General features: G+C 49.0%; 22 protein-coding genes. 12 read left to right on the top strand and 10 right to left on the bottom strand.

Annotated elements, in window-relative coordinates:
• Window positions 1–77 precede the first annotated feature (77 nt).
• On the bottom strand, window positions 78–530 hold the full coding sequence (gene tsaA / locus CODIS_RS18680; RefSeq protein ID WP_083220909.1) for a tRNA (N6-threonylcarbamoyladenosine(37)-N6)-methyltransferase TrmO: 453 nt from the start codon (window positions 528–530) through the stop codon (window positions 78–80).
• A 127-nt stretch (window positions 531–657) separates the two neighbouring features.
• On the opposite strand from tsaA, the gene CODIS_RS18675 reads away from it, so the two are divergent.
• The 3 genes from CODIS_RS18675 (at window position 658) to CODIS_RS18665 (ending at window position 2,458) form a co-directional block, all read left to right on the top strand.
• The gene (locus tag CODIS_RS18675) at window positions 658–1,020 is read left to right on the top strand and encodes an EthD domain-containing protein (RefSeq protein WP_069128171.1); all 363 of its coding nucleotides are present in this window, start codon (window positions 658–660) and stop codon (window positions 1,018–1,020) included.
• A 385-nt stretch (window positions 1,021–1,405) separates the two neighbouring features.
• A complete protein-coding gene (gene sugE, locus CODIS_RS18670) occupies window positions 1,406–1,732 on the top strand; it encodes a quaternary ammonium compound efflux SMR transporter SugE (RefSeq protein WP_069128170.1) in 327 nt (108 codons plus the stop codon).
• Between the two features lie 18 nt (window positions 1,733–1,750).
• Window positions 1,751–2,458: a type 1 glutamine amidotransferase gene (locus tag CODIS_RS18665; RefSeq protein ID WP_305782129.1), complete on the top strand. Its 708-nt coding sequence runs from the start codon at window positions 1,751–1,753 to the stop codon at window positions 2,456–2,458.
• Here CODIS_RS18665 and CODIS_RS18660 read toward each other — a convergent pair.
• Both CODIS_RS18660 and CODIS_RS21080 read right to left on the bottom strand, forming a co-directional pair.
• On the bottom strand, window positions 2,430–2,642 hold the full coding sequence (locus CODIS_RS18660) for a cupin domain-containing protein (protein ID WP_235615285.1): 213 nt from the start codon (window positions 2,640–2,642) through the stop codon (window positions 2,430–2,432). The genes CODIS_RS18665 and CODIS_RS18660 overlap by 29 nt on opposite strands.
• Before the next feature lie 31 nt (window positions 2,643–2,673).
• Window positions 2,674–2,817: a hypothetical protein gene (locus CODIS_RS21080; protein ID WP_154723206.1), complete on the bottom strand. Its 144-nt coding sequence runs from the start codon at window positions 2,815–2,817 to the stop codon at window positions 2,674–2,676.
• 531 nt (window positions 2,818–3,348) lie between these two features.
• Between CODIS_RS21080 and CODIS_RS18650 the strand changes: the two genes are divergently transcribed.
• On the top strand, window positions 3,349–6,648 hold the full coding sequence (locus tag CODIS_RS18650; protein ID WP_162420286.1) for an EAL domain-containing protein: 3,300 nt from the start codon (window positions 3,349–3,351) through the stop codon (window positions 6,646–6,648).
• A 178-nt stretch (window positions 6,649–6,826) separates the two neighbouring features.
• Window positions 6,827–7,735 carry a bile acid:sodium symporter family protein gene (locus CODIS_RS18645; RefSeq protein WP_069128166.1) on the top strand — a complete coding sequence of 303 codons (909 nt, stop codon included), beginning with the start codon at window positions 6,827–6,829 and terminating at the stop codon, window positions 7,733–7,735.
• 107 nt (window positions 7,736–7,842) lie between these two features.
• On the opposite strand, the gene CODIS_RS18640 is transcribed toward CODIS_RS18645, so the two are convergent.
• Window positions 7,843–8,730 carry an alpha/beta fold hydrolase gene (locus CODIS_RS18640; protein WP_069128165.1) on the bottom strand — a complete coding sequence of 296 codons (888 nt, stop codon included), beginning with the start codon at window positions 8,728–8,730 and terminating at the stop codon, window positions 7,843–7,845.
• A gap of 460 nt (window positions 8,731–9,190) precedes the next feature.
• Between CODIS_RS18640 and CODIS_RS18635 the strand changes: the two genes are divergently transcribed.
• Window positions 9,191–9,586: a hypothetical protein gene (locus CODIS_RS18635; protein WP_069128164.1), complete on the top strand. Its 396-nt coding sequence runs from the start codon at window positions 9,191–9,193 to the stop codon at window positions 9,584–9,586.
• A gap of 31 nt (window positions 9,587–9,617) precedes the next feature.
• Here the strand turns inward: CODIS_RS18635 and CODIS_RS18630 are convergent, their stop codons facing one another.
• Window positions 9,618–9,803, bottom strand: a complete 186-nt coding sequence (locus CODIS_RS18630) for a hypothetical protein (protein WP_069128163.1) — start codon at window positions 9,801–9,803, stop codon at window positions 9,618–9,620.
• Window positions 9,803–10,078 (bottom strand): hypothetical protein, encoded by a 276-nt coding sequence (locus tag CODIS_RS18625; RefSeq protein WP_069128162.1) that lies wholly within the window; start codon window positions 10,076–10,078, stop codon window positions 9,803–9,805. The genes CODIS_RS18630 and CODIS_RS18625 overlap by 1 nt, the downstream gene beginning before the upstream one ends.
• 266 nt (window positions 10,079–10,344) lie before the next feature.
• On the opposite strand from CODIS_RS18625, the gene CODIS_RS18620 reads away from it, so the two are divergent.
• Window positions 10,345–11,343: an efflux RND transporter periplasmic adaptor subunit gene (locus CODIS_RS18620; protein ID WP_162420285.1), complete on the top strand. Its 999-nt coding sequence runs from the start codon at window positions 10,345–10,347 to the stop codon at window positions 11,341–11,343.
• Window positions 11,344–11,457: 114 nt separating this feature from the next.
• On the opposite strand, the gene CODIS_RS18615 is transcribed toward CODIS_RS18620, so the two are convergent.
• Complete coding sequence (locus CODIS_RS18615; RefSeq protein ID WP_069128160.1) at window positions 11,458–12,201, bottom strand: GNAT family N-acetyltransferase; 744 nt, start codon at window positions 12,199–12,201, stop codon at window positions 11,458–11,460.
• A gap of 354 nt (window positions 12,202–12,555) precedes the next feature.
• Between CODIS_RS18615 and CODIS_RS18610 the strand changes: the two genes are divergently transcribed.
• The 3 genes from CODIS_RS18610 (at window position 12,556) to CODIS_RS18600 (ending at window position 18,804) form a co-directional block, all read left to right on the top strand.
• Window positions 12,556–14,859 carry a toll/interleukin-1 receptor domain-containing protein gene (locus CODIS_RS18610; protein ID WP_069128159.1) on the top strand — a complete coding sequence of 768 codons (2,304 nt, stop codon included), beginning with the start codon at window positions 12,556–12,558 and terminating at the stop codon, window positions 14,857–14,859.
• A gap of 334 nt (window positions 14,860–15,193) precedes the next feature.
• On the top strand, window positions 15,194–15,664 hold the full coding sequence (locus tag CODIS_RS18605; RefSeq protein ID WP_069128158.1) for an aminoacyl-tRNA deacylase: 471 nt from the start codon (window positions 15,194–15,196) through the stop codon (window positions 15,662–15,664).
• A 638-nt stretch (window positions 15,665–16,302) separates the two neighbouring features.
• Window positions 16,303–18,804, top strand: a complete 2,502-nt coding sequence (locus CODIS_RS18600) for an ATP-binding protein (protein WP_069128157.1) — start codon at window positions 16,303–16,305, stop codon at window positions 18,802–18,804.
• 26 nt (window positions 18,805–18,830) lie between these two features.
• Here CODIS_RS18600 and CODIS_RS18595 read toward each other — a convergent pair whose 3' ends face one another.
• The 3 genes from CODIS_RS18595 to CODIS_RS18585 form a co-directional block, all read right to left on the bottom strand.
• Entirely contained in the window at window positions 18,831–20,543 is a 1,713-nt protein-coding gene (locus tag CODIS_RS18595) for a response regulator (protein WP_162420284.1), read from the bottom strand.
• A gap of 188 nt (window positions 20,544–20,731) precedes the next feature.
• On the bottom strand, window positions 20,732–21,790 hold the full coding sequence (locus CODIS_RS18590; protein WP_083220904.1) for an HD domain-containing phosphohydrolase: 1,059 nt from the start codon (window positions 21,788–21,790) through the stop codon (window positions 20,732–20,734).
• 397 nt (window positions 21,791–22,187) lie between these two features.
• Window positions 22,188–22,985: a response regulator gene (locus CODIS_RS18585; protein WP_069128149.1), complete on the bottom strand. Its 798-nt coding sequence runs from the start codon at window positions 22,983–22,985 to the stop codon at window positions 22,188–22,190.
• A gap of 206 nt (window positions 22,986–23,191) precedes the next feature.
• Between CODIS_RS18585 and CODIS_RS18580 the strand changes: the two genes are divergently transcribed.
• Together CODIS_RS18580 and metA are read left to right on the top strand one after the other, a co-directional pair.
• Window positions 23,192–24,058: an ATPase gene (locus tag CODIS_RS18580; RefSeq protein ID WP_069128146.1), complete on the top strand. Its 867-nt coding sequence runs from the start codon at window positions 23,192–23,194 to the stop codon at window positions 24,056–24,058.
• 13 nt (window positions 24,059–24,071) lie between these two features.
• Window positions 24,072–25,145, top strand: coding sequence for a homoserine O-succinyltransferase MetA (gene metA, locus CODIS_RS18575; protein ID WP_069128142.1), 1,074 nt, complete (start codon window positions 24,072–24,074; stop codon window positions 25,143–25,145).
• Window positions 25,146–25,150 lie beyond the last annotated feature (5 nt).

Genomic DNA, 25,150 nt, shown 5'->3' with positions numbered 1-25,150 from the left:
CTCTATATCCCCAGCAAAATACTGATTTCTCTATTGTATCTAATCCAGTAAATTCGGACCCAAAAATCAACAGCCTGCTAGGGCTTGATGTCGAGCACCGGGGTATCTGGAAAGGCGTCGATAGCATCGATCTCGATGCGGTTGCCCTGGATTGATAGGATGCGGCATCGGCTCAAAGCAATCAGGTTGGGCCTGACCGGTGCCCGGGTGGCGAACACGCCACGCAATGGGTTGTCCGGGTCGCCCCTGGGATGTACTTGCAGAATCTTGCGCTGCCTGGGTGTGTCGTTGCGATCGAACCAGTAGAGCACCCAGATGGCGTCGAACTGGTCAAGACCCAGCAGTGCCGGTATGTACGCCTCATCCACTTCGATCACTGTTGTGCCTCCAACCTTGCGGACCCAACCGATGGGCCATACTTCATAGGTAGGGGGGATTGCATGGTCCAAGGTGTCAGCGACGGCGTTTTTTCCTGCCGGACAGATCGAGAAAATGGACAGAATAAAGATCAGAATTCGTAAGCGTGTCATTGATCAGAACAGTAAATGGATGGCACTTAGTAAATGTGGTACAGAATCATAAAAACGTATCGCGTATTTTTAACAGTTAAACGAGGCCCGGGCAACACACTGAATTCTATCCGAGGAGTGAAGAAAGATGATTAAATTTGTTATGTGTAAAACACGGCATCCCGATATGTCGCGAGAAGAGTTCAAGGATTATTGGATGAACAAGCATGGACCATTCTTTATGAGTAATACTGATGCAATGGGCGCAAAAAAATATGTGCAATCGCACACATTGGCTACACCATTGAATGAAGTTCTCAGAACATCAAGAGGGATGTTGCCTGAATATGACGGTGTTGCTGAAGTGTGGTTTGAATCAGAAAAGGCGCTCATCGAAGGAATGAGTTCACCCGAGGGGCAAAAATTAGGTGCTGCTTTGCTGGATGATGAGAGAAATTTCATCGATCATTCAAACTCTACAGCATTCATTGTTGAGGAGTATGAGTTTTGATTTTTTAGAAATAAGAAAATCTACATGACAATGTAATGGTCAAAACAGGTTCTGCTTCATTTCTTTCTTTTTTCGAACATGGCACATGATCAATGTATTTATCGGATGTGCATGTATTGCTCTTAGGGCCTGTTAACACTAATCCAATACGCCCTGCTGGGGCTGTTTTTGTGTCCAGCAAGGCAGAATGAGCGAGGTGTAGTTATGCTACATGAGCGAATGATAACGCCGCTGGGCGCAAAAACAGCCCCAGCCCTTCGGGTTGCGCCTTGATTGGCGCTTTTTCAGGCACAACAGGGCGTATTGGATTAGTGTTAACAGGCCCTAGGACGGCCGGTGTCGCAAGGCAATATGAGTATAACTAAACAGTAATGGGGGTGGAAATATGGCGTGGATATATCTGTTCGTGGCTGGATTGTTCGAATGCGGATGGGCAATAGGTCTAAAATATACAGAAGGATTTACAAAACCTGTCCCCTCACTGCTTACAATCTCAGCAATGGCCATCAGTTTTTGGCTGCTGTCGGTTGCCATGAAAACAATTCCAGTGGGTACGGCCTATGCGGTCTGGACGGGAATTGGTGCGGTTGGCGTGGCGCTATTGGGTATGGTTATGCTTGGTGAGTCGAGAGACTTTCTGAGAATAGTCTCATTGCTTCTCATAGTATCGGGCATAGTGGGGCTCAAATTGATCTCGTCATACAAGGTATAACCCTATAAGTAAGGAACAATGATGCGTGCCCACTATTTACAACATGTGCCATTTGAAGATCTAGGCAGTATCGAGAACTGGTTAAAACGCACCGGCTATGAGATTACCAGTACCAGCTTATATGAATCAGAAGAATTACCCGGGATTGAGAGTGTTGACTTGCTCGTGATTATGGGTGGGCCGATGAGTGTCAATGATGATCAGGACTTTCCCTGGTTGGTCGAAGAAAAGGAGTTCATAAAAAAGGTCATTGAGTCCGGTAAACCTGTATTGGGTATTTGCCTGGGGGCGCAACTGATAGCGTGTTCATTGGGTGCAGAAGTCTTTTCAAATTCAGTGAAGGAAATAGGCTGGATTCCAATTCGCGCGACAGATTCAAACAACCAGTCAGTATTTCTTTTTCCGGAAGAAACTGATGTTTTTCACTGGCATGGAGAAACATTCAATTTGCCCATGGGGGCGACCCGAATTGCAGAAAGCGCGGCGTGTGAAAACCAGGCGTACCAGATAGGAAAGCATGTTATCGGACTCCAGTTTCACCTGGAAACAACTCCAGTTTCAGCACAGGCGATTGTTGAGAATTGCCGTGATGAATTGATTGAAGGTGAGTATATCCAATCGGCAGCGGAGATACTGTCCGTGCCTCAAGAGCAATACAGATCGATAAATAGCTTAATGGAGGATGTGCTTGAGTATATTACCAGGAATGATCACCCAGGTGAGTGATGACGGTCTCTCCTCCCGGCCGCAATGCTCTGGCTTCCTGGGCGATGAAGCGCAGTGTGTTGTGAAACCAGCTCCCCTCTTCGTTGGCCCAGCTGTCGATCATCAAAATCTTCGGCAGGAGTTCGATGAGCTGTTGACCGGCGAGATGGTCGAACCGTTCCGCACGAATGTAGATAGATTGCACTGTGTCACTGTGATCGACGGCCAATCGATAGTCATCGTTTTTTGTAGTTTCCCATATACTGCAGACTGCTTACGGTGCCATCAGCAGGTGAATAGACATCGACTACTATGGTGTTTGCAATGCAGAAATAGGCCATCGTTTCATTGCTGCTGTTGCCGCCATCATGTACTGGCATTGCCACCACCGCCGCAGCCGAAAAGTAAATTGAGGCACAAGCCTGTAGCAGTAGATCGATAAGCATTTGGCTTATTGAAGGCTGTGCGAAATGGTACATTGAACATCTGTCTGTACTTGGTTCCTGCTCTGTGTTGTAGTATAGATATTCCAGGTGAGGGGATAAGGGACACTTGTCATGCAGCCAGTCAGCCATACTGTTCGATTTTGGCTATAAATAATCAACAACTTTGTCTATAGTGGCCAGAATTAAAATCCTGTGCCAAGGTGGCGTGGCTGATTTCTGCTCTCCTGTCATACAATAATCCCTGCTGCGGTGTCACTTTACACCTGATATCCGATATGGGAAGACATACCTGTCTTCTGGATAGAGCCGATACGCCAGATTATTCAATTGAATATTGTCCGTATATGGTTCAAGGATTTTTTTGTGTAGCCGCTACTTACGCTTTAATAAGCTGAGGGATTTTGGTGCACCTTTTGAAATGGAATATTCATTATGATCTCGCTGCCTTGGGGTAAATTGCCACAAATGACGTCAGCCCTTAATCTGAAACAAATTCAAACCACCGATGTCGAGACTGTCTCTGCCGACTCCCCCATTGGCAAAGTCCTGTTGCGAATGGAAGAAAAACAGATCAGTTGTATTGTGGCGATTGACAAGGATCGGCGTCCCATCGGGATCTTTACGGAACAGGATGCGATCAGACTCATGGCAGAGAATCTGTCCATCGATAATATCTCGATGTGCGATGTAATGAGTCTCAACCCTCTTACGGCGGATGAGAATACAGACTTCCATGATGCTTACCGCATCATGACCGAAAAGCATTTTCGGCACCTGCTGGTTGTCGATTCTCAAGGCTATCTGGTCGGGCTGGTCAGCGAAGCCGATTTTCTCCATCACATGGGGATGGAGTATCTGGTCGAACTGAAAACTGTCGAATCCGCCATGACACGTCATGTTGTCACACTGAATCCGGCCGATACAGTGGTAAAGGCTGTACGCCTCATGGCTGAACGCCATATCAGCTGCGTGGTAGTCTGCGAAGAGGGAAAACCGGAAGGCATATTGACTGAGCGTGACATCGTCCATTTGGCTCAGACACTGGATCAAAATGATGAGGTAACCGTAGACCAGGTGATGAAAACTCCTGTGGTTTCCTGCCATGCCGGCATACCCATGCAGGAGGCCGCACGGGTGATGGAAGGCAAGCATATCCGTCGTCTCACGGTTGTACGTACTGACGGTCAGTTATGCGGCCTTATAACACGTCACGATATCGTCAAGGCCCTGCAGGGACGATATGTGGAGTATCTGCACGAAACCCTGGCCCGCACCAGTCGGGATCTGCAGACAACACAGAGTAACTTACGTGAAGCCCAGCAAAAGGTCTTTCTGTTGAATCTTATGGAACAGATCGACGATGCCATTTATATCATCGATTCCGAATCGGGGCGTATCATCGAGGTCAATGATAAAGCCTGCAACATGCTGAGGTACAGTCGGGATGAACTCTGTAACAAGATGGCATGGGAGGTCAGTAATACTATTGAGAATGAGAGTAGCTGGAGGCGAATACAGGCAGATCTGAAGATACAAGGCAGCCTGACCACAACCACCTTCTATCGCAAAAAAGATGGTGGACTCGTGCCGGTGGAAGTGAACTCGAAATACCTAAGGCATGAGGAGTCGGATTATTCCCTCGATGTTGCGAGGGATCTGACAAATGTAAATCGGCAAGAAGAAAAATTGTTACTGTTGAGGGAGGCGTTGGAAGCGACGCCCAACGCTATAGCGATCATAGACACCAATGCTTCGATATTATGGGCAAATCCGGCATTTTATAAGCTGACGGGTTATCAGCATGATGAAATCAGTGGTCTCACGATAGATGATATTGTGGATCCTGATTTACAGGACAGAATGGTTCTAAGTGAGTTTTGGCAAGCGTTGAACTCAAACAGGACCTGGCGCGGTGAGATTTCCAACACCCGAAACGATGGTACCGATTATCAGGCCGCTTATACTTTGACGCCGGTCATCGATAACCAGCAGGAGGTTACTCACTATATTGCGGTAATCGAAGATATTACCGAACGCCACAAACAGCTAACCCGCCTGCGCCTCTACGCAACACTGTTTGAGAATACTCATGAAGGGGTGATGGTAACCGATGGGGATGGATTCATCCGTATGGTGAATCAGGCGTTTACAGAATTAACCGGTTACACAGAAACGGAAGCCCTCGGAATGCGCCCAAATATTCTGAAATCGGGTAAACACGATCTGACATCCTATAAAAAATTGTGGGGCGAACTGCAATCCAACGACCATTGGCAGGGTGAGATCTGGAACCGGCGAAAGAATGGGGAAATCTATCCCGAGTTACTGAGTATCAGCAGTGTCTACGATGATCAGGACAAGTTGAAATATTACGTAGGTGTATTTTCCGATATCAGTCAATTAAAACAGACGGAGGCCGAACTGGAGTATCTGGCTCATCATGATCCGTTGACTCGCCTGGCCAACCGACGCCTTCTCATGTCCCAATTGGAATATGGCCTGAAGGCAGCCCACCGCAAACAGGAGCGGGTGGCGCTCCTGGTCATGGACCTTGACCGTTTCAAGGATATTAACGACAGTTATGGACATCTGATTGGCGATGAATTACTGCAACTGGTCGCGGCTCGACTCAACCACCGCCTGCGTGAAAGTGACCTGGTGACGCGTCTCGGCGGTGACGAGTTTGCGGTATTGATGCAGGGGATTGACCATCTTGAGGATGCTGCCATACTCGCCACCGATATCATCCAGACTTTGAATGAACCCTGCCAACTTCAGGAGGGACTCGAGCTGCAGGTTGGCACCAGTATCGGTATCAGTCTGTTTCCCGAGCATGGTGTCACTGCGGAAACGCTTCTGCAGCACGCGGATTCCGCACTCTATCAGGCGAAAAAGGAGGGTCGTGGTCGTTTCTGTTATTTCTCGGAAGAGTTGACCCGGGCTGCTCGCCAGCGCATAGAAATCCACAATAACCTGAGGCACGCGCTTGCAGAAAATAGTCTGACGATATCCTATCAGCCGCAGATCGAATTCGAGAGCGGCAATATCGTAGGCGCCGAAGCACTATTGCGTTGGCGCGATCCGGAGCTGGGTGATATCTCACCCGGGCTGTTTATACCGGTGGCAGAAGAGACGGGGTTGATCAATCGAATCGGTGAATGGGTGCTGCGTGAAGTCTGCACACAGGGTAAAAAGTGGCTGGAGCAAGGACACCCCCCTTTATCCCTGGCTGTCAATCTCTCCGTGCACCAACTGCGGCAGGGAGATTTTGTGGAGAAGGTCGGTCAAATTGTAGAGGATACCGGGTATCTGACTGGACAGCTTTCGTTCGAAGTGACGGAAAGCGCCATTATGGAACGGGAGACGGAATCACTTGAGGTGTTGAATCAGTTGCGCAGGATGGGATTTCACCTCTCAATAGATGACTTCGGCACCGGCTATTCCTCTCTTGCTCATCTGCAGCGCATGCCATTGGACGAACTGAAAATCGACAAAACCTTTATCGATGAAATTCCACATAAACGAGAGGATATGGAGATCACCTCCACCATCATCGCAATGGCAAAAAACCTGGGTCTGATTGTACTTGCCGAAGGCGTTGAAACCGATGCGCAGTATCAGTTTCTAAGGCGGCAGGGCTGTGACTTTTTTCAGGGGTATCTTATCAGTCCACCGATTGATACCGTGAAATTCGCGCAACTCCTTGATATGGAACCCGACCGTTTGAGCGGTGGTACACGCCGCTGGCTTCCAGTCGTCCGCTAAACGTGCATCAGCAAGCATCCGAACATATTAATCTCAAGCACTCCGGTATATTTGCAATCGGCTGAAATTTACCAGACAGATCGAGCAGGATTGTACAAATTATTCAGAGTAATGAAAAAAGAGTGGGGAAGGGGGATTGCTGTGCCTGATACCCGTTTCTTGGCGGCTTTGGTTGATAATGATTACTTATATCACACGATTGTTTCCTATCTGGGCATTGCTGTTTTCCCTGATTGCCTACGCTGAGCCCGATCTCTTTGTCGATATGAAACCTGCGATCGTGCCACTGCTTGGCGTGGTGATGTTCGGCATGGGTATGACCCTTACCTGGAAGAACTTCACTGATATATTGAAAAAGCCTGTTGTCATCGGATTTGGTGTTTTCATGCAGTATTTGGTGATGCCCTTTGCAGCCTGGCTAATAGCTGTGGTGTCGGGATTGCCGCCCTACCTGATGGCAGGGCTGGTTTTGGTGGGGGCCTGTCCCGGTGGCACGGCATCCAATGTTGTCTGTTTTCTGGCCCGTGGAGATGTTGCGTTATCCATCACCCTGACAACGGCCTCTACACTACTCGCGATAATTGCCACGCCGATTCTCACCTGGCTCTATGTGGGACAGAAAGTACCTGTACCGGTAGCCAGCATGCTCTGGTCCATCTTCAAGATTGTGCTGTTACCGGTAACTTTGGGTGTACTGGTAAACACGCTATTCGGTCGTAAGCTTGGTGCATTCAAACACATCTTTCCCTTGCTCTCGGTATTGGCGATCGTAGTGATTATCGCGATTATTGTATCGCTCAACCGGGACAATCTGGCCAATATGGGTATGGCTATTGCGTTGGCGGTTGTTATGCACAACCTGCTCGGCCTTTTGGGTGGGTATTGGTTACCGAAAATATTGGGCTGGGACGAGCGAGTATGTCGTACTCTGGCGATTGAGGTAGGCATGCAGAATTCAGGTCTTGGCGTGGCGCTTGCAGTGAAATATTTCTCTGTTGCTGCAGCCTTACCCGGTGCGTTGTTTTCCATCTGGCACAATCTGACCGGTTCGATGCTGGCGGGCTATTGGTCGCGTCGCAATCCATGATGGATGAGGCATGGTCAGCAATAGTATTCCCTTGGTACTTGAGTTATAGTGCGCCGCCCTGCGGCACTTCAAGCCTAACCGTTACCGTATATTGACCTCCGCTTGTTTTATACCTTGGACCGGCTGCCGATGAGTTGTCGTTGAATCTTTTCCATACTGTCAATCGGCAGGGAGAAGTGTCCTTCGCCATCCACGATGTGCATCTCACACTCAGGCAATCTTTCGGCAAGTGTGAGGCCATGTAGAATAGGCACTGTTTTATCGGCTGTACCGTGCCAGAGTTGTATCGGAATGGTGATCTCTGCCGGGTCGAATCCCCATGGTTGGGTATACAGGGACATCTCTTGCAGCACTCCATCTGCCCCTTGACGTACCGCTTCTCGGATAGAGGCGGTTATCGCCTTGCGTACTGTAGGGCGGTTGAGGACGGCAACATCAGGTGGTGGTGCCATGCCAAGCATTATCTGATATATCCACTGAGGCCAGAGTTGTGTCAGCGGTACGACCGAAAACCGGAAACTGATATTCGAAAGCCAGGGGGTGTCTCGAATTAACCTGAAATTGATTTTGGCTGGCCAGCGCATGGCTTCGAGCAAAGCGGGTTGATCCAGGGGGGCCAGTGGACAGACCAAGGTCAGCCCTTCCAAGCGTTCAGCACACTTGTGCGCACAGGCCAGGGCATAGGGTCCGCCACCTGAGATGCCTATCAGAAAGAACCGCTCTAGCTTCAGGTTATCGGCCAAAGCCTCCACGTCCACCGCCCATTCAATGAGTCGTCTTCCGGGTTTTGGATCTGACAGCCCCAGACCATTACGGTCCGGTGCTATGACCCGCAGTCCGTGTTGACGCGCCGGCAGATCGAACAGACGAGCCTCAAGGCGGGAGCCGGGAAAGCCGTGTAAGTAGATGGCCGGCACCCCCTCGGGGTCTCCATATTCAGCATACGCCAGATGCCTGCTGTCCGGGAGCTTCACCAGTTTTGTCTCATGAGCCATCGTTTTGTGTTTGACCCGATTTTTACTGAATGGATTGCGTGATGATCATTATCAGGCATGACAGCTGCGTGAAATCAAGATGAGAGTCGATTACATACTTATCATTTAATGTACTTCAATTCTTTGACTGATTAATCATAAGATACCGGTCCGGTTATGTGGTCGATCTGCTTATTGTTGATATGATACACAGATCTCTACTGTGCCGTACAAAAACGCCCTCACCTTCAATGACCAGCCTGTCACTCTCAGATTCATAGTGTCATAAGGTGATCCGGTGTATCCATTCTAGCCGGCATGTCCCGGTTTTTTGTCTTTATTTACTGCTTGCGTAGGCCTAAGAGAATCTGGTTGACTGTAAAAAATCCCTCAGGAAATAGTCACCCTAATGAAACAGAATTGAGTCAATATCGCGACTGTATCGATCCGGTAGGTAAATGCAATCAAAGTGGAGGCTGTGATGGATGAGATAATCGCTATCCGTTACTACAAGATCAGAGTACTCGCCAATAAAATCATCGATCGAATGTATGAAGAGACTGCCAGGCTGGGGTTTGATCAGAAGGATATTGACTTGAAAAAACCGATCGAAGCCAACTACCGGCTTGAGCGCGATCCATCAAGCAGTGAGTATGAACTGGTCGGTGACTGGCATGACAAAAAGGGTGTGAAATTCGGGCAGCTCCGTTTTTACAGCGATGGCAGTTTCGTTGTAGAACAGGATATCATCCGCCCGCATCCGACGCGTCAGGGTTGGTTTGTGAAAGCGGTAAGGGCGTGGGGCAATGGTAAGCGGATCGAGGCGGAAGCAAGATTGCATCCCATGACCGAACGGCCCCCGGAGACTGCAGCATAGCCTTTTAAAGCCGCCACGATTTCACTTTTCACTACTTCTTTGGCAGTTTTGGTTGGCCGCCTTGTGACTTCGCAATCTCGACGATGGTTTCCAGGCGAACCACCCGCTTGTCTACATCGAGCATGATTGACTCAACCCGTTCGATGTCCTTATTCATGCGCTTTACTTCGTCTGTCAGACGCAGTACATCCAACAGCATCTCTTTAAAACCTGACACTATTTCGTTTCCTGTGACGCCAGTGTTTTGAGCGCTTTATTGAGACGCCTCCTGGTGCTGGCTGTCTCCTTGATCGCTTCTTTCAAGCGTTCGGAAACAAGTTCCAGCAATTCATTTTCCTCTATGTCCGCTGAATCGGGATCATAGGATTCTATCGAAAGTCTTACGATCTCCGCAGCAGAAGTGCCGCGCTGCTTGGACAGTTTGTCGAGTTTTTCAATGTTGTCGGTAGACAGCATGATCTGTTTGCGGACCAGATTTTCGGCAGTGGCCATGATATTGAAGACTCCGCTGATGCAATGATTTGATTACACACATACACACACTTATACACAAGTTATGTTGAGTGGCAGGTTTCTATATGATTCGCATGCCATCAGGAAAAATGTGATAATGACCGGATATTCATTAAAAATCAGTGACCTGATACCCGTTACACTAATCAACAGGGTAACTACAGTTAACTCGATCCGAGCATCATATGTTTTAACTTTGCATATACAGTCTCAGTCTATGCCCGAGTTATAGGATGTACCGCACTATGAGATTGCGCGTTTTATTGTCTTTACTCTTCGCAGTGATTTCTGTCTCCGGGCTCTTTGCAGCGGAAAATTTAGTGCAGGTGAAAGCCGCAGTGCAAAGAGAGATACAGTCCGGTTTTACCCGGGCCCACTCAAAGCTAACCCTCTCAGCAGAACAAGCGGGGCGTATCACATCCGTAAATGCTGATATTGGCGACCGTATCGAGGAGGGAGTGCCGTTTGCTTGTCTTGATGATACCTATCTGGATCTTGAATTGCGTGCAAATGAAGCAGAACGCAAGGCATTGAAGGTTGACAAAGCCTATTTTCGAAAGGAGGTGGCCCGTTATAGCAAATTGTTGAAAAAGAACAGCTCGACCCAAAGCCAAATGGATACGGCACAGCGCAATCTGGACAAGACCCAAACCCAAATCGAAGCGTTAATTATTGCGGCTGAGATATTGAAAGAGCGCAAGGAGCGGCTTTGCATCGAGGCACCGGCCGGTTGGCGGGTAATCGCGCGCCATGTCGAACCGGGCAAGTGGGTCAGCGCCGGAGAACCGGTGGTCGAGATAGGCGATTACAGTCGCCTGGTGGCACCATTTGCGCTCAGTGTGGCGGAGTATCAGGCCTTGCAGACACAAGCGGATGTGGGACTCAAAGTCTATCTGCCGGAACTGAAAGAGGAACTGCCGGCCAGGATAATCAGGATATCACCTGCATTCGACGAGCAGTCACGCAAGATACATCTTGAACTCGAACTCTCCACCGGCCTGCCTGCATACAGGGGGGGATTGAGGGTCGACCTGGCACTGGATATTCCGATGCGTTCCGGCGCCGTGCTGATACCCGAGCGTGCGCTTCAGCAGCGTTACGAGCAATACTGGTTGAAACGTCCGGATGGAAACGAGATTGCAGTGGTCTACCTGGGGCGCTCCAATGGTCCGCAGAAGGGATGGGTAAGAGTGGTGTCACCCGAGATCAAACCGGGTGACCGGTTCCAGGTTTTCGACGAGTAAAATTTCCGTACAGGCCCTAAGGACTATCCTCAGGACGATATCGGAACAGGTCAATGCCGGGCTTACACGGCCCTACTTTTTTATCGTTATCCAGCTTTCTTCCCGCCCTGGGTCTCAGCGCGACATGAAAAGGTCAGGGCGCTTGATCCGCTTCAGTAGGTCGGCGCCTATGAAAGTTGACTTCATGGTCCGATTCACAGCCGCCCGGTTCAGGCTCATCTGTAGATCCACAGAGTGGATCGCCATGGCACGAAATAGATCATAAAAAAGGAACAGTTGCTCCTGGGTGATCGGGGTAGTCTCCGGATCCTGGCGGGGAAGGTCGGTTTCGGCAATGATGATCTCACCGTCAGAATGGGTCTCAACAACACGGCAGACCTTCTTTACCAGGTTTTGCATCTCCTGGTTATGGGCCAGACACTCGAAACGAAATTTCAGAATGCCCCGCTCGATAGCCGCAGTGGCCAGGCGTTCCAGTAACATGCGGCCGATTCCCTTGCCCTGCATTCGGTCGATGACGGTAATGGCGACTTCCGCGCATTCGTAGTCCTCCTGCAACCGGATGTAACGGGCCACTCCCAGCCCGTCCCCTTCATGGCCATCTTCACCGATGACTACCGCCCCCAGGGCAAAATGGTCCCAGCCGTCAGTCTCAGTGAAATAACGCAGATCCTCCTTGGTGAGGGACTGTTTTGCACCGAAGAACCGTTTATGGCGGGAAGGTCCGGAAAGCTCAGTAAAGGCGCGCTGCATTGTCGCCTTATCGGTAGGCCGGACCATCCGCAGACAGACGGAATCACCGGAATCCAGGATGATTCGTTCGCAGTACTCTGCATCGATTTTCAGTTGTTTGCTCATCGCCATACCTCCGCGGAGCAATTACATATAGTCCATAGTATAGGTGAAAATTGTGCGGTGCAACATAGCGGCGGTGTTAAAATGTGAGACACAAGATCGAAAGCTGAATGTAAGTCGCAAAAGTGACTTCTGTAAAAGCAGTTATGGAACTTTTGCAAGGATCTGCACGCCATGTGAAAGCCCATGCGTATGAATCTGATTCAATATTAAGCGAAGAGCTGCGTAGTACCGGGAACAATGTTGTTGTGTATTGCCGGTCCAGTATATCCCGGTATGTCAGATATAATTGAATGATCAAACTGTTTAGCATGCGGCCATACTCCACTGAATTATGACGAACAGTGATTATTTGCGATGGATGATATCTTTATCTCATATTCCAGGGTGGATACGGATTTCGTAGTTAAACTACGAGAAAGCCTTACACAGAGAGATTTTCAAGTCTGGGTGGATCAAGACAGCATTCCTTATGCGGTTGAATGGCGTCCGGAAATCCAACAGGCAATTGATTCAGCCCAGGCCGTGATCTTTGTCATCACGCCTGAATCGGCAGCATCCGCTGAATGTGAGAAAGAGATAAGCTACGCGTTGTTGAACAATAAGCGCTTGATTCCGATAGTTTATCGTCCTGTCGACCCCTCACAGGTACCACAACAGTTGAGAAAACTGAATTGGCTGCCCTTCGACCAAGGTGAAGCCTTTACCGATGGTCTGGAAAAACTGATTGAAACCATTGAGACTGACCATGAATGGGTGCGCCTCCACACACGCTTACACATACGCGCGCGTGAGTGGGATACAAAGGAGCGGAATTCGAGTTATGTGCTTCGCGGCGATGATCTCATCTCGGCGGAGGAGTGGTTGAAACAATCCACCTTAGGCAAACAGCCGGCCTCAACCGAACTGCAAAAAGAATATATCGAAGAGAGTCGGACTTTCGCGACGCGGATACGCCGAAGAACCATTGTAGTAGGCTCGATCGGGCTCTTCATTGTACTGTCTCTGGCGGTGCTCTTCTTCATACAACGTACGAAAACGGCAGATAACTTCGAACAAGCCCAAGCCAATCATCGCCGAACTGTTGCCCTTAACCTGGCATCGGAAGCTGAAAATCTGGTGAATGCCAATCCTCAGTTGGCAATCCTTCTTGCGGCGGAGGGTATGCGTATTACCCAGCGGGCAGGTGAACAAACGGTACAGGAAGTGCGCAGGACTTTGGCAAAACTGCTGACGGCTTATATGGCAAGGCCGATGGCCAAAGTACTGGCTGGTTCCTATTACTCATCATTTTCTGTCGACAGTGATTCAATCGTATTTGCAAGCAGCAACGGATTGCATTTTATCGAACTTGATGCATATGGACTATCCAAATCGTATCACTCGATTTCCTGGTCAAAAGGCAGGATACAGCGTACCTATGGACCCGTAGGCAACTGGTTTATGGTGCAGGCCGAATCCGACGATGAAAACAAGCCAACTCAATATCTCGTGAACCTGGAGAGCAATGAGATAGTGGAGGTCGATGCCCAACCAGTAGCGCTCACACTGGATGGGCGTTGGTTGATCGTAGTTGAAGGCAAATATACGGTCAGCCTCATGGATACACAAATCATCGGCACTGAATTGCCGCGATCAAAGATTGGTGAACACTGGGGTGATTTGGAAGATATGGTGTTTACCGATGATGGAAACTGGCTGGCCATACTCGATCGCGATCTCACCCCGAATCTGATCGATCTGCGCAACCTTGATGAAGGTGGCGCGGTTATGGCTCAAAAGCTGGCAGGAAGTACCGGTATACACCTTTTGCGTTTCAGTGCGAACAGTCGATGGCTTGCCGCTGCCGATACAGATAACAGACTGGCGGTAAGCGGTAGCAAGATTGACTTATGGCGCCGTGACAATAATGCATGGCGGATTGCCATCGATAAGAAAGATTTTCTGCAGTCCAGGGCCATCGCCATGCTGGATGTCAGTACCCATGGGAATTGGCTCGCGGTTGTCGGATGGAAGGTTGGCGATAGCGGTGACAACGACAGGGGTGTGACACTGTGGCACTTGGGAGATGAGTCATATCGGGCCTATTTGACACTGCCGGAAGAGGTGAATCATATAACATTCAGCAGTGACGACCGCTGGATCGCTGCGGCAAGCCGATATGATTCCAAGGTGCGCATCTGGGATTTGAACGACTATGCCGAATCGAAGCGCGACAACAGAGAGCTGCGCATGATGCGTGAATTTGATGTCAAGGGACGTGGAGTATCTTCACTGGGTTTTTTCAAAAGCAGAAATGCGCTCTTGGTGTTGGCGGCAGAACCGGTGGTATGGGATTTCGACTTGAGTAATCCGGAACAACAGCCCTTCACATTCTTTGGCAGACGGATAGAGGCTGAGGAGATCGCTTTCGCACCAGACAAAGACTGGCTGGTTACACTGGATAAAGATGGTCCGCCTTGGTTGTGGATGTTCGAGAAACCTGCCGCAGGCTCGGGAATAAACAATCTTTACGCACAACTCAGTGATATTGAGCTCCTGAGTTTGGCAAGGCAGGTTGCCGGGAGAAATCTTACCCGGGCCGAATGGAGTGAATATATCTCAAGTATGGGTGTTGAAGAGGTTCATCAAAAAACGTTTTCGGAATTTGGAATGCCCTAGGGCCTGTTTTCACTAATCCGATTAGCCCTGTTACGTCTGAAAAAGCGCCAATCAAGGTCCCAGGGAAGACAACCACCTTGTGAATCTACCCGGGAAATACGATTGTTTTTTAACATAAGTAGCAGGACCTCATTGATTTAACCCCGGTCAGTCTCGATATAGAAAACTCACGCTCTACTCTCATCTCAATGACCGTTATTACACAACGCTGAGGATCAGCTAAAATTGATACAGAGTCCTACATCGATTCAAAACGCTGTCATTGTTTGTGGTATACCGTAAATAACCCTATGCGAAGTGGCCTTTCATCTGACTAGCCATTTGGAGGTAAGCCATGAGTGTTTCCAATACCGTCCGGTCCTATTTGGAGGGACAAGCCATACCCTATGAGCTGATCGCCCATAAACATACCCAATCCAGCATGGAGAGCGCCGGCGCAGCCCATGTGAAGAGTGACCATCTGGCCAAGGCAGTCATCGTCAAGGAGGGGGAAGAGTACATGATGGTGGTCGTGCCCTGCGATTACCATGTCCACCTGGGAAAACTGCATCGCTTGCTCGATAGAGAGGTAGGCCTTGCCACCGAGAATGAGTTGATACAGCTCTTTCCCGACTGCGAACGGGGCGCCATCCCTCCTCTCGGTACTGCGTACAAGCTGATCACCCTGGTTGACAGAACATTGCTGGATCAACCCGAGGTCTATTTCGAGTCGGGTGATCACGAACACTTGATCAAGGTTTCAGGAGAACAGTTCGCCCATCTGTTGGGTGATGCTGAACCGGTGGATATAAGTCGCCATCACTGAAACGCAACCAACGGCTCCGATGGGAGCCGCTGAATTGAATTTACCTGGTCATCGATCGATAATCTGGTATATCGAAATATCTTAGGTGTTTATTTAACTAAGTAGATCAGCTTTCATCTGTGTAAACCATCAATGCAGGTGATGGTTTACATTTGAGTATCGTTCCAGTAGGTTCACAGAAAGCGAAGTGATAACAGGCCCTAGACAATATCAGTAACTTTTCGAATTCGAAGAGGTGAAGATGGAACTTTTCCCGGATGCTTTGACGATCGTTGCAAGGTAGAGCCATCGAACGGGGTACGGGTGCAGGGGGATCAAGAACGGGTATGGAAGGCCTGCAGCATTGCGTGATATTCGAGTAAGCCATAAACGCTAGTTCTGCAAACGATAATTTATAATCCCATACACTATTCATCGCTTAAGTAACTATACTATTTGCAGTGTTAGGGAACCTATCGCCTATACGATAGATTGATATGGTAATGTTAACTGATTTTCGCATGGTGACTACAGAACTCAGCTCGAAAATACAATAAACCATGACAAGGTTATGGTAAATGCCTGTGATTCTCTTTCGGGGTGCGATGAATAATTGTTACAGGGCTTGAAGAAAACTTAAGCAGGACGCAGTAAAAGTCATGCAACTTAAATCAATAATTGATCGACTGAAGTCCGCCCCAGACCGGGAGTGGGAGCAGTCGATTGTGCGCGTCGTGATGGCAATACTGATGCTAATCTATTGCTTCGCATTGCAACTCTTCACGCCACCGGATGACCTCTTTCATCAGCTTCGTTATATTGCTTCGCTATATTTCTTCGTCGCAATTTGTATTCTCATTGCGATTACCATCGATCCAAAGCGCTATCTTTTACGCCGTCAAATGACCATGCTGTTCGATGTGGGGATGATCACCTGGTCAATGTGGATAGGCGGAGAATATGCGGCAATGCTCTATGTCTTCTATCTCTGGATCAGTTTGGGCAATGGTTTTCGTTTTGGTACGACTGCACTCGTTCTAACTAGTGGGCTTAGTCTGATCGGATTCAGCATTGTGATAATGAATAATGAATTCTGGTTTCAGCACAAGCTTATGAGTACCGGCCTGTTAATCGGGCTCTTGATAACGACCCTGTATGTAACACTGCTGTTGAGGCGCCTGGAAAAAGAAAAGTTACGGGCTGAAGCCGCCAGTACGGCAAAGAGTCGTTTTCTGGCGAATATGAGTCATGAAATCCGTACTCCTCTGAACGGTGTTGTCGGGATGACCGATTTGTTGGCGAGCACACCAATGGGAATCGAGCAACGGGAGATTATGCGCACCATTCAGGCATCAGCAGAGACACTGTTGAATCTGATAGAGGATATTCTTGATTTTTCAAAAATCGAAGCAGGTAAGGTGGAAGTGTTACTTAAAGATTACGACATCTTACGGCTCATTCAGGATGTCCTGGCCATGATGCAGCCTAGCGCGGATGCAAAATCGATTAAGTTGAACAGTTGGATCGATATGGCCGTAACACCCGTGGTTCGGACAGATCCACAGCTGGTGCGACAGATACTGATCAACCTTCTAAATAATGCTATCAAGTTTACCGAACAAGGGAGCGTGACACTGCAGCTCTCTCCAACTGCGGGAGAACACCTTAAAGGGGGAGATTCCTGGCTGCTGTTTGAGGTGATCGATACCGGTATTGGTATTTCGGAATCCCAGCAACAGCGGATATTTGACCGTTTCTCTCAATGTGACGAGACAACAATTCATCAACAATCCGGCAGTGGGCTTGGGACAACGATTACAAAACAGTTGGTTGAGCTGTTGGGAGGGGAGATCGGGGTTGAAAGCCGGCCTGGCGAAGGCAGTCGTTTCTGGTTCGTATTACCCGCGCTGCCAGGGAAACTGTTAGATGATGAGATATGTCTCGATGAAGTCAAAGTGCTCCTGTTTACCGATTTGCTGTCAAATGAGAACCATGTTCTCGATTATCTGCAGGAACGGCAGATAATAACAAAAGTATGCACCAGTGTTGCCGATGGTTTTCTTGAGTTATTGAATGCGGAGAAAATGGACTCTCCGTTTGATATGGCAGTCATTGACGAAAACTACACGGGTCTTGCTGTTGGTGAGTTGATAAGCGCAATCAGGGCGGAAAAAAGTCTGGACAGGCTTTCTATAGTCTGTGTAAGGGATGATATCAAGGCAGGTGATAGCGATGGATGTTCCGCTGTCGTGTCACCTCCCGTCACTCATAAAAAGCTCCACCATGCATTCATGTATGTAATTCACAAGGCACGAAAAGGAGTAGATGCCGAGTCTATGGTGTTTAAGGGGTTACCACCGAGAGAAGTCACAAACTCTTGTATATTGTTGGCGGAAGATAATCTGATCAACCAGAAAGTGGTAAAGAAAATATTGGAAATGCAGGGTCACACCGTTGATGTGGCTTCCAATGGAGAGGAGGCTATAGCGCTATTGGATACAAAACCCTATGATCTGGCGATAGTAGACCTGCAAATGCCTGATGTTGGTGGCATTGATGTCATAAAACACTACCGCATCATGCATGTGGATGAAGCACAGATGCCATTCATGATTCTTACAGCGAATGCAACGACGGAAGCTGTTAAACAGTGTGATGAGATTGGTGTCAGCGCCTATTTGACTAAACCGGTCCGTTCATCTCACCTGCTTGAAATGGTGAATCGTGTATTGGGTATAGAAATGATGGATATTCCACCGGGTACATTGATGGATCAGCCTCTACGAGAGGCTAATTCGGTGAGGCATCTTCAGGTGCTCGATCACAAGACACTGATAGATTTGGAAAAACTGAGTAAAGACCCAAATTTTCTGCAGAGTATGGCTGATAGCTTTTTACGCGACAGTGATGCACAGCTGATAAATATGCAAAAGTCATTGGAGGAGGGGGATCTTAATCAATATCGGGATTGTGCCCATGCCATCGCAGACAATGCCTCGGGTTTGGGAGCCTTCTCTCTCAAGACGGTGTGCTCTGCCGTGTCGGGTATCGAACAGTCGGAATTACATAGCCGCGGAGTAAAGATGTTGGCAAAAATATCCTCGACCTATTCCGTGACCTGTCAGGCACTGAACCACTATCTTCAACAGAGGCAACCTTAGCTATTACCGCAGCGGCATTGCAAGATCTAAATCCGGTCCTTTTTCAGCGTTGCGGCACGCTGAGAGAGATAATGGGAATAGGCTTGCAGGGTGAGGTTGAAAGTTTTTTCAATTTCTTCCAATACTTCATAACCTCTATATTCGAATTCATAGGCCCGTAACCTGGTCGCTTTACGGTTCAGCTCATACAGGGAAAATGCGCCAAGTTGGCCGGCACTGTCCAATAGTATTTGTGCTTGATCGAGAAATAGTCCGAATTTTTTCCTGTCCACGGCTTGCCGCATGGTGCGTAGTATTACGGATCCTTCCGCCTCAAAGATTTTGATCAGGTCATTAATGAATGTGATGCCGCTATCCAGCCGCTCCAGACGCAAAAGTGTCATATGATCCAGCAGGCTGGCGTTTTGAAAATGTGTTAGATTGTTCTCTTCAGGTGTTATGTGGTTGAGGTTGGCATCTGTTGATTGATGCTGGGTGAGCAATGTAGGTATCATCTCCAGCAAATCGGTCGCAATCACAGGTTTGAAGAAGCAGGCCTGTACTCCGATTGAACGGCAAAGCCGTAAAGTATCCGCACTGTTTTCATTACTCAAAAATACAAATGGCACCCACAGTTTATAGGGTGTGGTAAAGCGATGGAGTTTGAGTACTTGTGTGCCGCTCATGATTGAGAGGTTGATATTGACAATCGCAAGGTCAACGGATTCTTCTTCAAGCGCATCAAGCGCCTGATCGCCATCATCCACCATAAGCACTTTATAGCCTGCTTGAATAAGTGCTTTACTGAGAGTGGTTCTTTCAGAAGACGCGGAATCTGCAAGCAGGATAATTCCCTGTTTTGGTTTGCTCTTTTTATGTGCTCTGTGTTCTGAGAGGCATATTATGTTGGCGGAATCCAGGTATTGCTGTTGCTCCCCGTGAAGCGCACTGAACAGTTGGGCTTTATTCAGGGGACTTTCGAGGAATGCGGCATAGCCCGCTTGGTGTAGCTGCTGTGATTGCTGATGAAGAACCGAGGGAGCCTTGTAGCAGATCAGTCTAGTACCTGCCAGCCGGGATTCATTTTTTATGAGTTGCGCCAGTGATATCGGATCGAGATCCAGCCCCTGCTGATCAACTATCACAGTTGTGTAGGAAACGAATTTATTGAGCTGAAAACGTGACAGCATGTGCCTGAACGCCTGAACACAATTCCTGCTGATTGTGTAGTCATAGCCCCAATCGTTGAAGTGGTCGGTTATTGATGTCAGCCGATTATCGTTATTTGATATTATCAGGATACGCAACCCTGATTTCTCCATGATAGGAGAGGAAAAACGTGTATTCTGTTGTGGTGCTTGCTCGGATTCCTGAGGTGCGTTCTTCTGTGAATTGCGTTTCTCTGATGGGTTGGATTTGCGTATTGCCGCGATGAATAGTGGCAGCAGAATATTGAGGCTGGCAGTGAAAACCGTCGCCAGTGATATGATGATGGCGGTCGGTGCATTTAATTGAAAACCGGAAAAGCCGATCAGGGAATAGAGCACAGTGGCAAAAGTTACGGGTATGGCGATTAATACATAACTCACACCAAGTGATCTCGTCATAAAGAGCAATAATCCACTCAGTGGCAATGTCAAGTAGACAGGTAGTCCGGACAGCGTCATAACACCCAGGTATATTTGATCGAAAACGACCAGCGGACCATGTAAATGCAGCGGGAGATGATACGGTTTACGAATTGTGATGAGCTGGATCATCCGTATCATGGCGTAATATGCAGCCAGGGTGACGGTTGCCAGCTGGTCTGCAGACGGTACCAGCCAGAGAAACTGACTTGCCATATAGCAGACCACAATGCTACTAACGATAAAAGCCGTACCGTGGTATCGGCGTCCTGTCATGGATAGATCAGCCGGGGATGGCAGGCGGTTCTCCGCAGGTATGCTCACGCATCGGTCCTTCTGGGGGCGGCTTTTAATGCATGGTGAATCAATTCTACCTCCTGTAGTTCACTGAGAAAGGCCTCGGCACAATCCGGATCGAAGTGTTTGCCTCGCTCCTCACTAATATACTCAATCGCCTTCTCCATAGGCCAGCTCTTTTTGTATGGCCTGTCGGTTACCAGGGCGTCGAACACATCGGCGATGGCCACGATACGAGCTTCCAGAGGAATGCTATCGCCCTTCAGGCCGTGTGGGTAGCCCTCACCATTGAATTTTTCGTGGTGATTGAGCGCAATAACAGCACCAATCTGAATATATTTCGAGAGGCTGTCTTTAAGAATCTCATAGCCTACAAGCGTGTGGCGTTGCATGATTTTATACTCTTCCGGGGTTAATCGCCCAGGCTTCAGAAGAATGGCGTCAGGTATGCCGATTTTGCCTATATCATGCATTGGTGCGGACTGGGCGATCAAATCACATCGTTCGTGAGATAAGCCAAGGCGATGGGCAATCAGCTTTGAGTAGCGGGATATGCGCAGGATATGGTTCCCGGTGTCTTCATCCCGGTACTCCCCGGCCTTCGCCAGCCTCATCAGGGTCTCCTGCTCCCGGTCATGCAGCTCCTGAGTGGTTTTACGTATCTCCCGCTCCAACAACAACGCCCGGTCCTTTATCAGTTTTCGCTGCAGACTCATGGTAAGCATATTATGGCAACGGGCGCGGCACTCCGTATGATCAATGGGTTTGGTGATAAAGTCGTTGGCACCGGATTCCAGTGCAAGATAGCGAATCGATTGATCCTCCACACAGGTGACGATCATCACCGGAACATCATTGCAGCGAGGTATTCGCCTGATCCACTTGATAAATTCAATGCCATCCATCTGCGGCATTTTGTAATCCGTGATAACCAGATCGATTTCATGGGATTTTGCCCATTCGAGCGCCTGGGTAGGGTCGGCAAAGCAGGTTGAAGTGATATCCTTATCTATGGAACTAACCAACTCCTGTAAAATCATTCTGGTTATTGATTGATCATCAATGATAAGTACGTTAGACATAATGACAAGGTTTCGCCCGATTTTCGCTTTGATCCCAGGATCATCTACACCACATCTGTGACCATCGGTAGAGATTGCTGGCGGATTCGGCGCGATTCCCGGCCGCCATACTTAATGTTGGGTATTTCTGATGGTCACTTTCCTAGCTCATTAACGGCATCGATATTCAATGCTTGACTCTTCCTTGATTTGTCGACATGCCAACCCCTATTGCCAATTGAACATTATCAGGTAACTACTTCGGTTTCGGCACTCTTTTCATGCCGATGTATGTGCTCTATGGCAGCTGACGTAAGGTTGTGAGGTGGCTGCATACGATATTCGTTATGGTATATCTATGTATGGGATGAATTAACTTCCTGAAATGTTAAATGAATTTGTCATTTAATGCGAGTGTTTAAGTTGATAGATCCAACAGAATCTGCTGTAACAAACTCTGTATGGACTCTGTTGTGAAGGGTTTGTCACAAATTGCTGAAACACCGGATTTCTGTACTGCCGCCAGCCGGTTTTCATTGGACTCACTGGTTACCATGAGGATAGGGAGGCCGGGTTGCCCGCTTTGCTCACGGATGTGATCGACCAGTTCCTGACCATTCATTTCGGGCATGTTGTAATCCGAAATGACCAGATCGTAATAGTGTTGGTCGATCAGGCTGGCGGCTTCGGCGCCATTGCCTGCCTCGGTAATGTTTTCAATCTCCATGGCCTCCAGAATGCGGCGTATATGTTTGCGGGACATACTGCTGTCATCGACTATCAGAATTCGTATGTTTTCGGTGTCGATGTCGTGCAGTTCCAGATCGGGGGTCTCTACATAGTCCAGGGTGGCCTGCATGGCCAGATAGAGGTCGTCGTGGGTGAAGGGCTTTGGCAGTATTGCTACGGCGCCGGCCTGGCGGATCGGATCCAGGTAGGAAAGGCTGGTTTCACTGGAGATCAACATAAATGCGGTTTGCATCAGCTCCTCATCGTCGCGCATCTCAAATACAAGGTCGGTCCCGGTCATGTCCGGCAAATAGAGGCTACTGATAACGACGTCCGGTTTACTTGTAGGCAGGGCCTGCAGCGTGTCGCTACCATTGCTGAATAATTCGATATGGCTGATTCCCAGTGCTGCGAGTTGCTTGGCGATGAGTTTTCGCTGGGTCTGCGAGGGTTCCACCAGGATGACTGAGAGGTCTTTGATATTCATCTGCTTGTAATCAATGACTGGCTAATGCCTTAATCGTTGTATCAAAGCCATCATAGCAAGCAAGCCGGTCAGGTTGTAGCTGGCGCTATGTTCAGCTCAACACCATATTTGTCAACCGCATTGAGGGTTCTCGGGCGAATAGTAACTTTCCTAACACTCTGCTAGCCCGTAGAATTGGCTTCTCAGTGAATTGGAGCGTAGATACCGTGAGATTGAGTGTTGAACAATTTCGTGCCTGGGATCGGAAATGTGTGACCCTGCTGGGTATGTCCGGTGTCGGTAAGACCCGCCTGTCGAATCTACTGAGACGGAAGGAGTGGTTTCACTATTCGGGAGACTACCGTATCGGCACCCGCTATCTAGACGAACCCATTCTCGACAGCATCAAAGATCAGGCCATGAGTGTGCCTTTGCTGCGTGATCTGTTGCGCTCGGATTCTATATTCATCCGCAACAATATCACCTTCCATAACCTCAAACCGGTCTCCACCTTTCTCGGAATGCTGGGCAATCCGGAGTTGGGAGGGATGCCGCTGACCGAATTCAAGCGGCGTCAGAGTCTGCATCGCCAGGCCGAGATCGCCGCCATGTACGATGTGCCAAGCTTCATACGTAAATCGCGCATGATCTACGGCTATTCACATTTCATCAATGATGTGGGTGGCAGCCTGTGCGAACTGGATGAACCTGGTCTGCTGGAGTTTCTCGCCGAGTACTCGCTGATTCTCTACATCAAGGCTTCCGAGGAGGATGAAACGGCGCTGATCGCACGCTCCGTGTCACATCCGAAACCACTCTATTATCGCGAGGCGTTTCTTGACGACCACCTGGCCGAGTATATGCAAATCAATGAGTTGGAGTATGTTTCGCTAATCGATCCGTTTGATTTCACACGCTGGGTTTTTCCGCGCCTGTTTCGCGCCCGGATACCGCGTTATGAGGCAATCGCCCGTGATTACGGCTATACAGTGACGACCCAGGAACTGTCCATGGTCAACAGTGAATCCGATTTTCTGCAGCTGCTGGAAGAGGTCATCGCCAGGGAATCCAGTACTCAGTCCGTAGCGCTTTGAATGGGGGATCGTCATGCCTTTGGTAGCACACACTGAACTGCCTACCTTCAATCGCCTGCGACAGGAGGGACAGAACGTCCTCTCACCGGACAGGGCGACACATCAACATATACGCGAGTTGCATATCGGGCTGTTGAATATGATGCCCGACAGCGCGATTGAGGCGACTGAGCGACAATTTTTCCGCCTGGTGGGAGAGGCCAATCCCATCGCGCAGTTCTTCGTTCATCCATTCACCCTTGATGAATTACCGCGCAGTGAAAAGGCCAGGACGCATATCGACGCCTACTATGAGACCTTCGGCCAGATCAAACAGGATGGCCTGGATGCACTGATCATCACCGGTGCCAATGTCACACACCCGGATCTGGCCCAGGAGGCATTCTGGCGGCCCTTGACCGAAGTGGTCGACTGGGCCTATGACAATGTGACCTCCGTACTCTGCTCCTGTCTGGCGACCCATGCTGTTGTTCAATCACATCATGGTCAGAAACGTACCCATATGGGGGATAAGCTATGGGGTGTCTACAGCCACCGGGTCATGGATCCGAAACATCCCCTGGTGAATGATGTCAATACCCGCTTCGATGTACCTCACTCCCGTTTCAACCAGATTACCCGGGAGCAATTCCAACGGGCTGGACTCAAGGTCCTGGTGGAGAGTGAAGAGGGGGGGGTCCATCTGGCTGTCAGTCAGGATGGTCTGAGGGTTGTCTACTTCCAGGGGCATCCTGAATATGACACCATCAGTCTTCTCAAGGAGTACAAAAGAGAGGTTACCCTCTATTTCAACCGCATGCGCGAGGATTACCCACCCTTTCCGGACAACTATTTCACCCTGCGTAATCAGGCGATTTTCAACGAGTATCGTGAACATCTCGAACAGGCTATGTCGAAGCAGCAACCCATGCCGGCTTTTCCGGAGGCCTTGGTCACCGATACGCTGGATAATACCTGGCATGATACGGCTGAAGCGGTTATCGGAAACTGGATTGGTTTGGTCTATCAAATCACCCACCGTGACCGCAATATTCCCTTTATGGAGGGTGTGGATCCCAATGATCCACTCGGTTTGATACAGGCTTAACCGGC

It is taken from the genome of Candidatus Thiodiazotropha endolucinida, from assembly GCF_001715975.1.
GTDB classification, from domain to species: domain Bacteria; phylum Pseudomonadota; class Gammaproteobacteria; order Chromatiales; family Chromatiaceae; genus Thiodiazotropha; species Thiodiazotropha endolucinida.
Note: the sequence above shows the minus strand (reverse complement) of the source record. Positions and strands in the feature narration are given on the sequence as shown.

Bases quoted from the DNA above. Each gene is read 5' to 3' on its own strand.
- CODIS_RS21080 (WP_154723206.1), bottom strand. From the start codon at position 2,817: ATGCCAGTACATGATGGCGGCAACAGCAGCAATGAAACGATGGCCTAT.
- CODIS_RS18645 (WP_069128166.1), top strand. From the start codon at position 6,827: ATGATTACTTATATCACACGATTGTTTCCTATCTGGGCATTGCTGTTT.
- CODIS_RS18605 (WP_069128158.1), top strand. From the start codon at position 15,194: ATGAGTGTTTCCAATACCGTCCGGTCCTATTTGGAGGGACAAGCCATA.
- sugE (WP_069128170.1), top strand. From the start codon at position 1,406: ATGGCGTGGATATATCTGTTCGTGGCTGGATTGTTCGAATGCGGATGG.
- CODIS_RS18625 (WP_069128162.1), bottom strand. From the start codon at position 10,078: ATGGCCACTGCCGAAAATCTGGTCCGCAAACAGATCATGCTGTCTACC.
- CODIS_RS18620 (WP_162420285.1), top strand. From the start codon at position 10,345: ATGAGATTGCGCGTTTTATTGTCTTTACTCTTCGCAGTGATTTCTGTC.
- CODIS_RS18650 (WP_162420286.1), top strand. From the start codon at position 3,349: ATGACGTCAGCCCTTAATCTGAAACAAATTCAAACCACCGATGTCGAG.
- CODIS_RS18635 (WP_069128164.1), top strand. From the start codon at position 9,191: ATGGATGAGATAATCGCTATCCGTTACTACAAGATCAGAGTACTCGCC.
- CODIS_RS18675 (WP_069128171.1), top strand. From the start codon at position 658: ATGATTAAATTTGTTATGTGTAAAACACGGCATCCCGATATGTCGCGA.
- metA (WP_069128142.1), top strand. From the start codon at position 24,072: ATGCCTTTGGTAGCACACACTGAACTGCCTACCTTCAATCGCCTGCGA.
- CODIS_RS18590 (WP_083220904.1), bottom strand. From the start codon at position 21,790: ATGTCTAACGTACTTATCATTGATGATCAATCAATAACCAGAATGATT.
- tsaA (WP_083220909.1), bottom strand. From the start codon at position 530: ATGACACGCTTACGAATTCTGATCTTTATTCTGTCCATTTTCTCGATC.
- CODIS_RS18585 (WP_069128149.1), bottom strand. From the start codon at position 22,985: ATGAATATCAAAGACCTCTCAGTCATCCTGGTGGAACCCTCGCAGACC.
- CODIS_RS18615 (WP_069128160.1), bottom strand. From the start codon at position 12,201: ATGAGCAAACAACTGAAAATCGATGCAGAGTACTGCGAACGAATCATC.
- CODIS_RS18600 (WP_069128157.1), top strand. From the start codon at position 16,303: ATGCAACTTAAATCAATAATTGATCGACTGAAGTCCGCCCCAGACCGG.
- CODIS_RS18595 (WP_162420284.1), bottom strand. From the start codon at position 20,543: ATGATCCAGCTCATCACAATTCGTAAACCGTATCATCTCCCGCTGCAT.
- CODIS_RS18610 (WP_069128159.1), top strand. From the start codon at position 12,556: ATGGATGATATCTTTATCTCATATTCCAGGGTGGATACGGATTTCGTA.
- CODIS_RS18665 (WP_305782129.1), top strand. From the start codon at position 1,751: ATGATGCGTGCCCACTATTTACAACATGTGCCATTTGAAGATCTAGGC.
- CODIS_RS18640 (WP_069128165.1), bottom strand. From the start codon at position 8,730: ATGGCTCATGAGACAAAACTGGTGAAGCTCCCGGACAGCAGGCATCTG.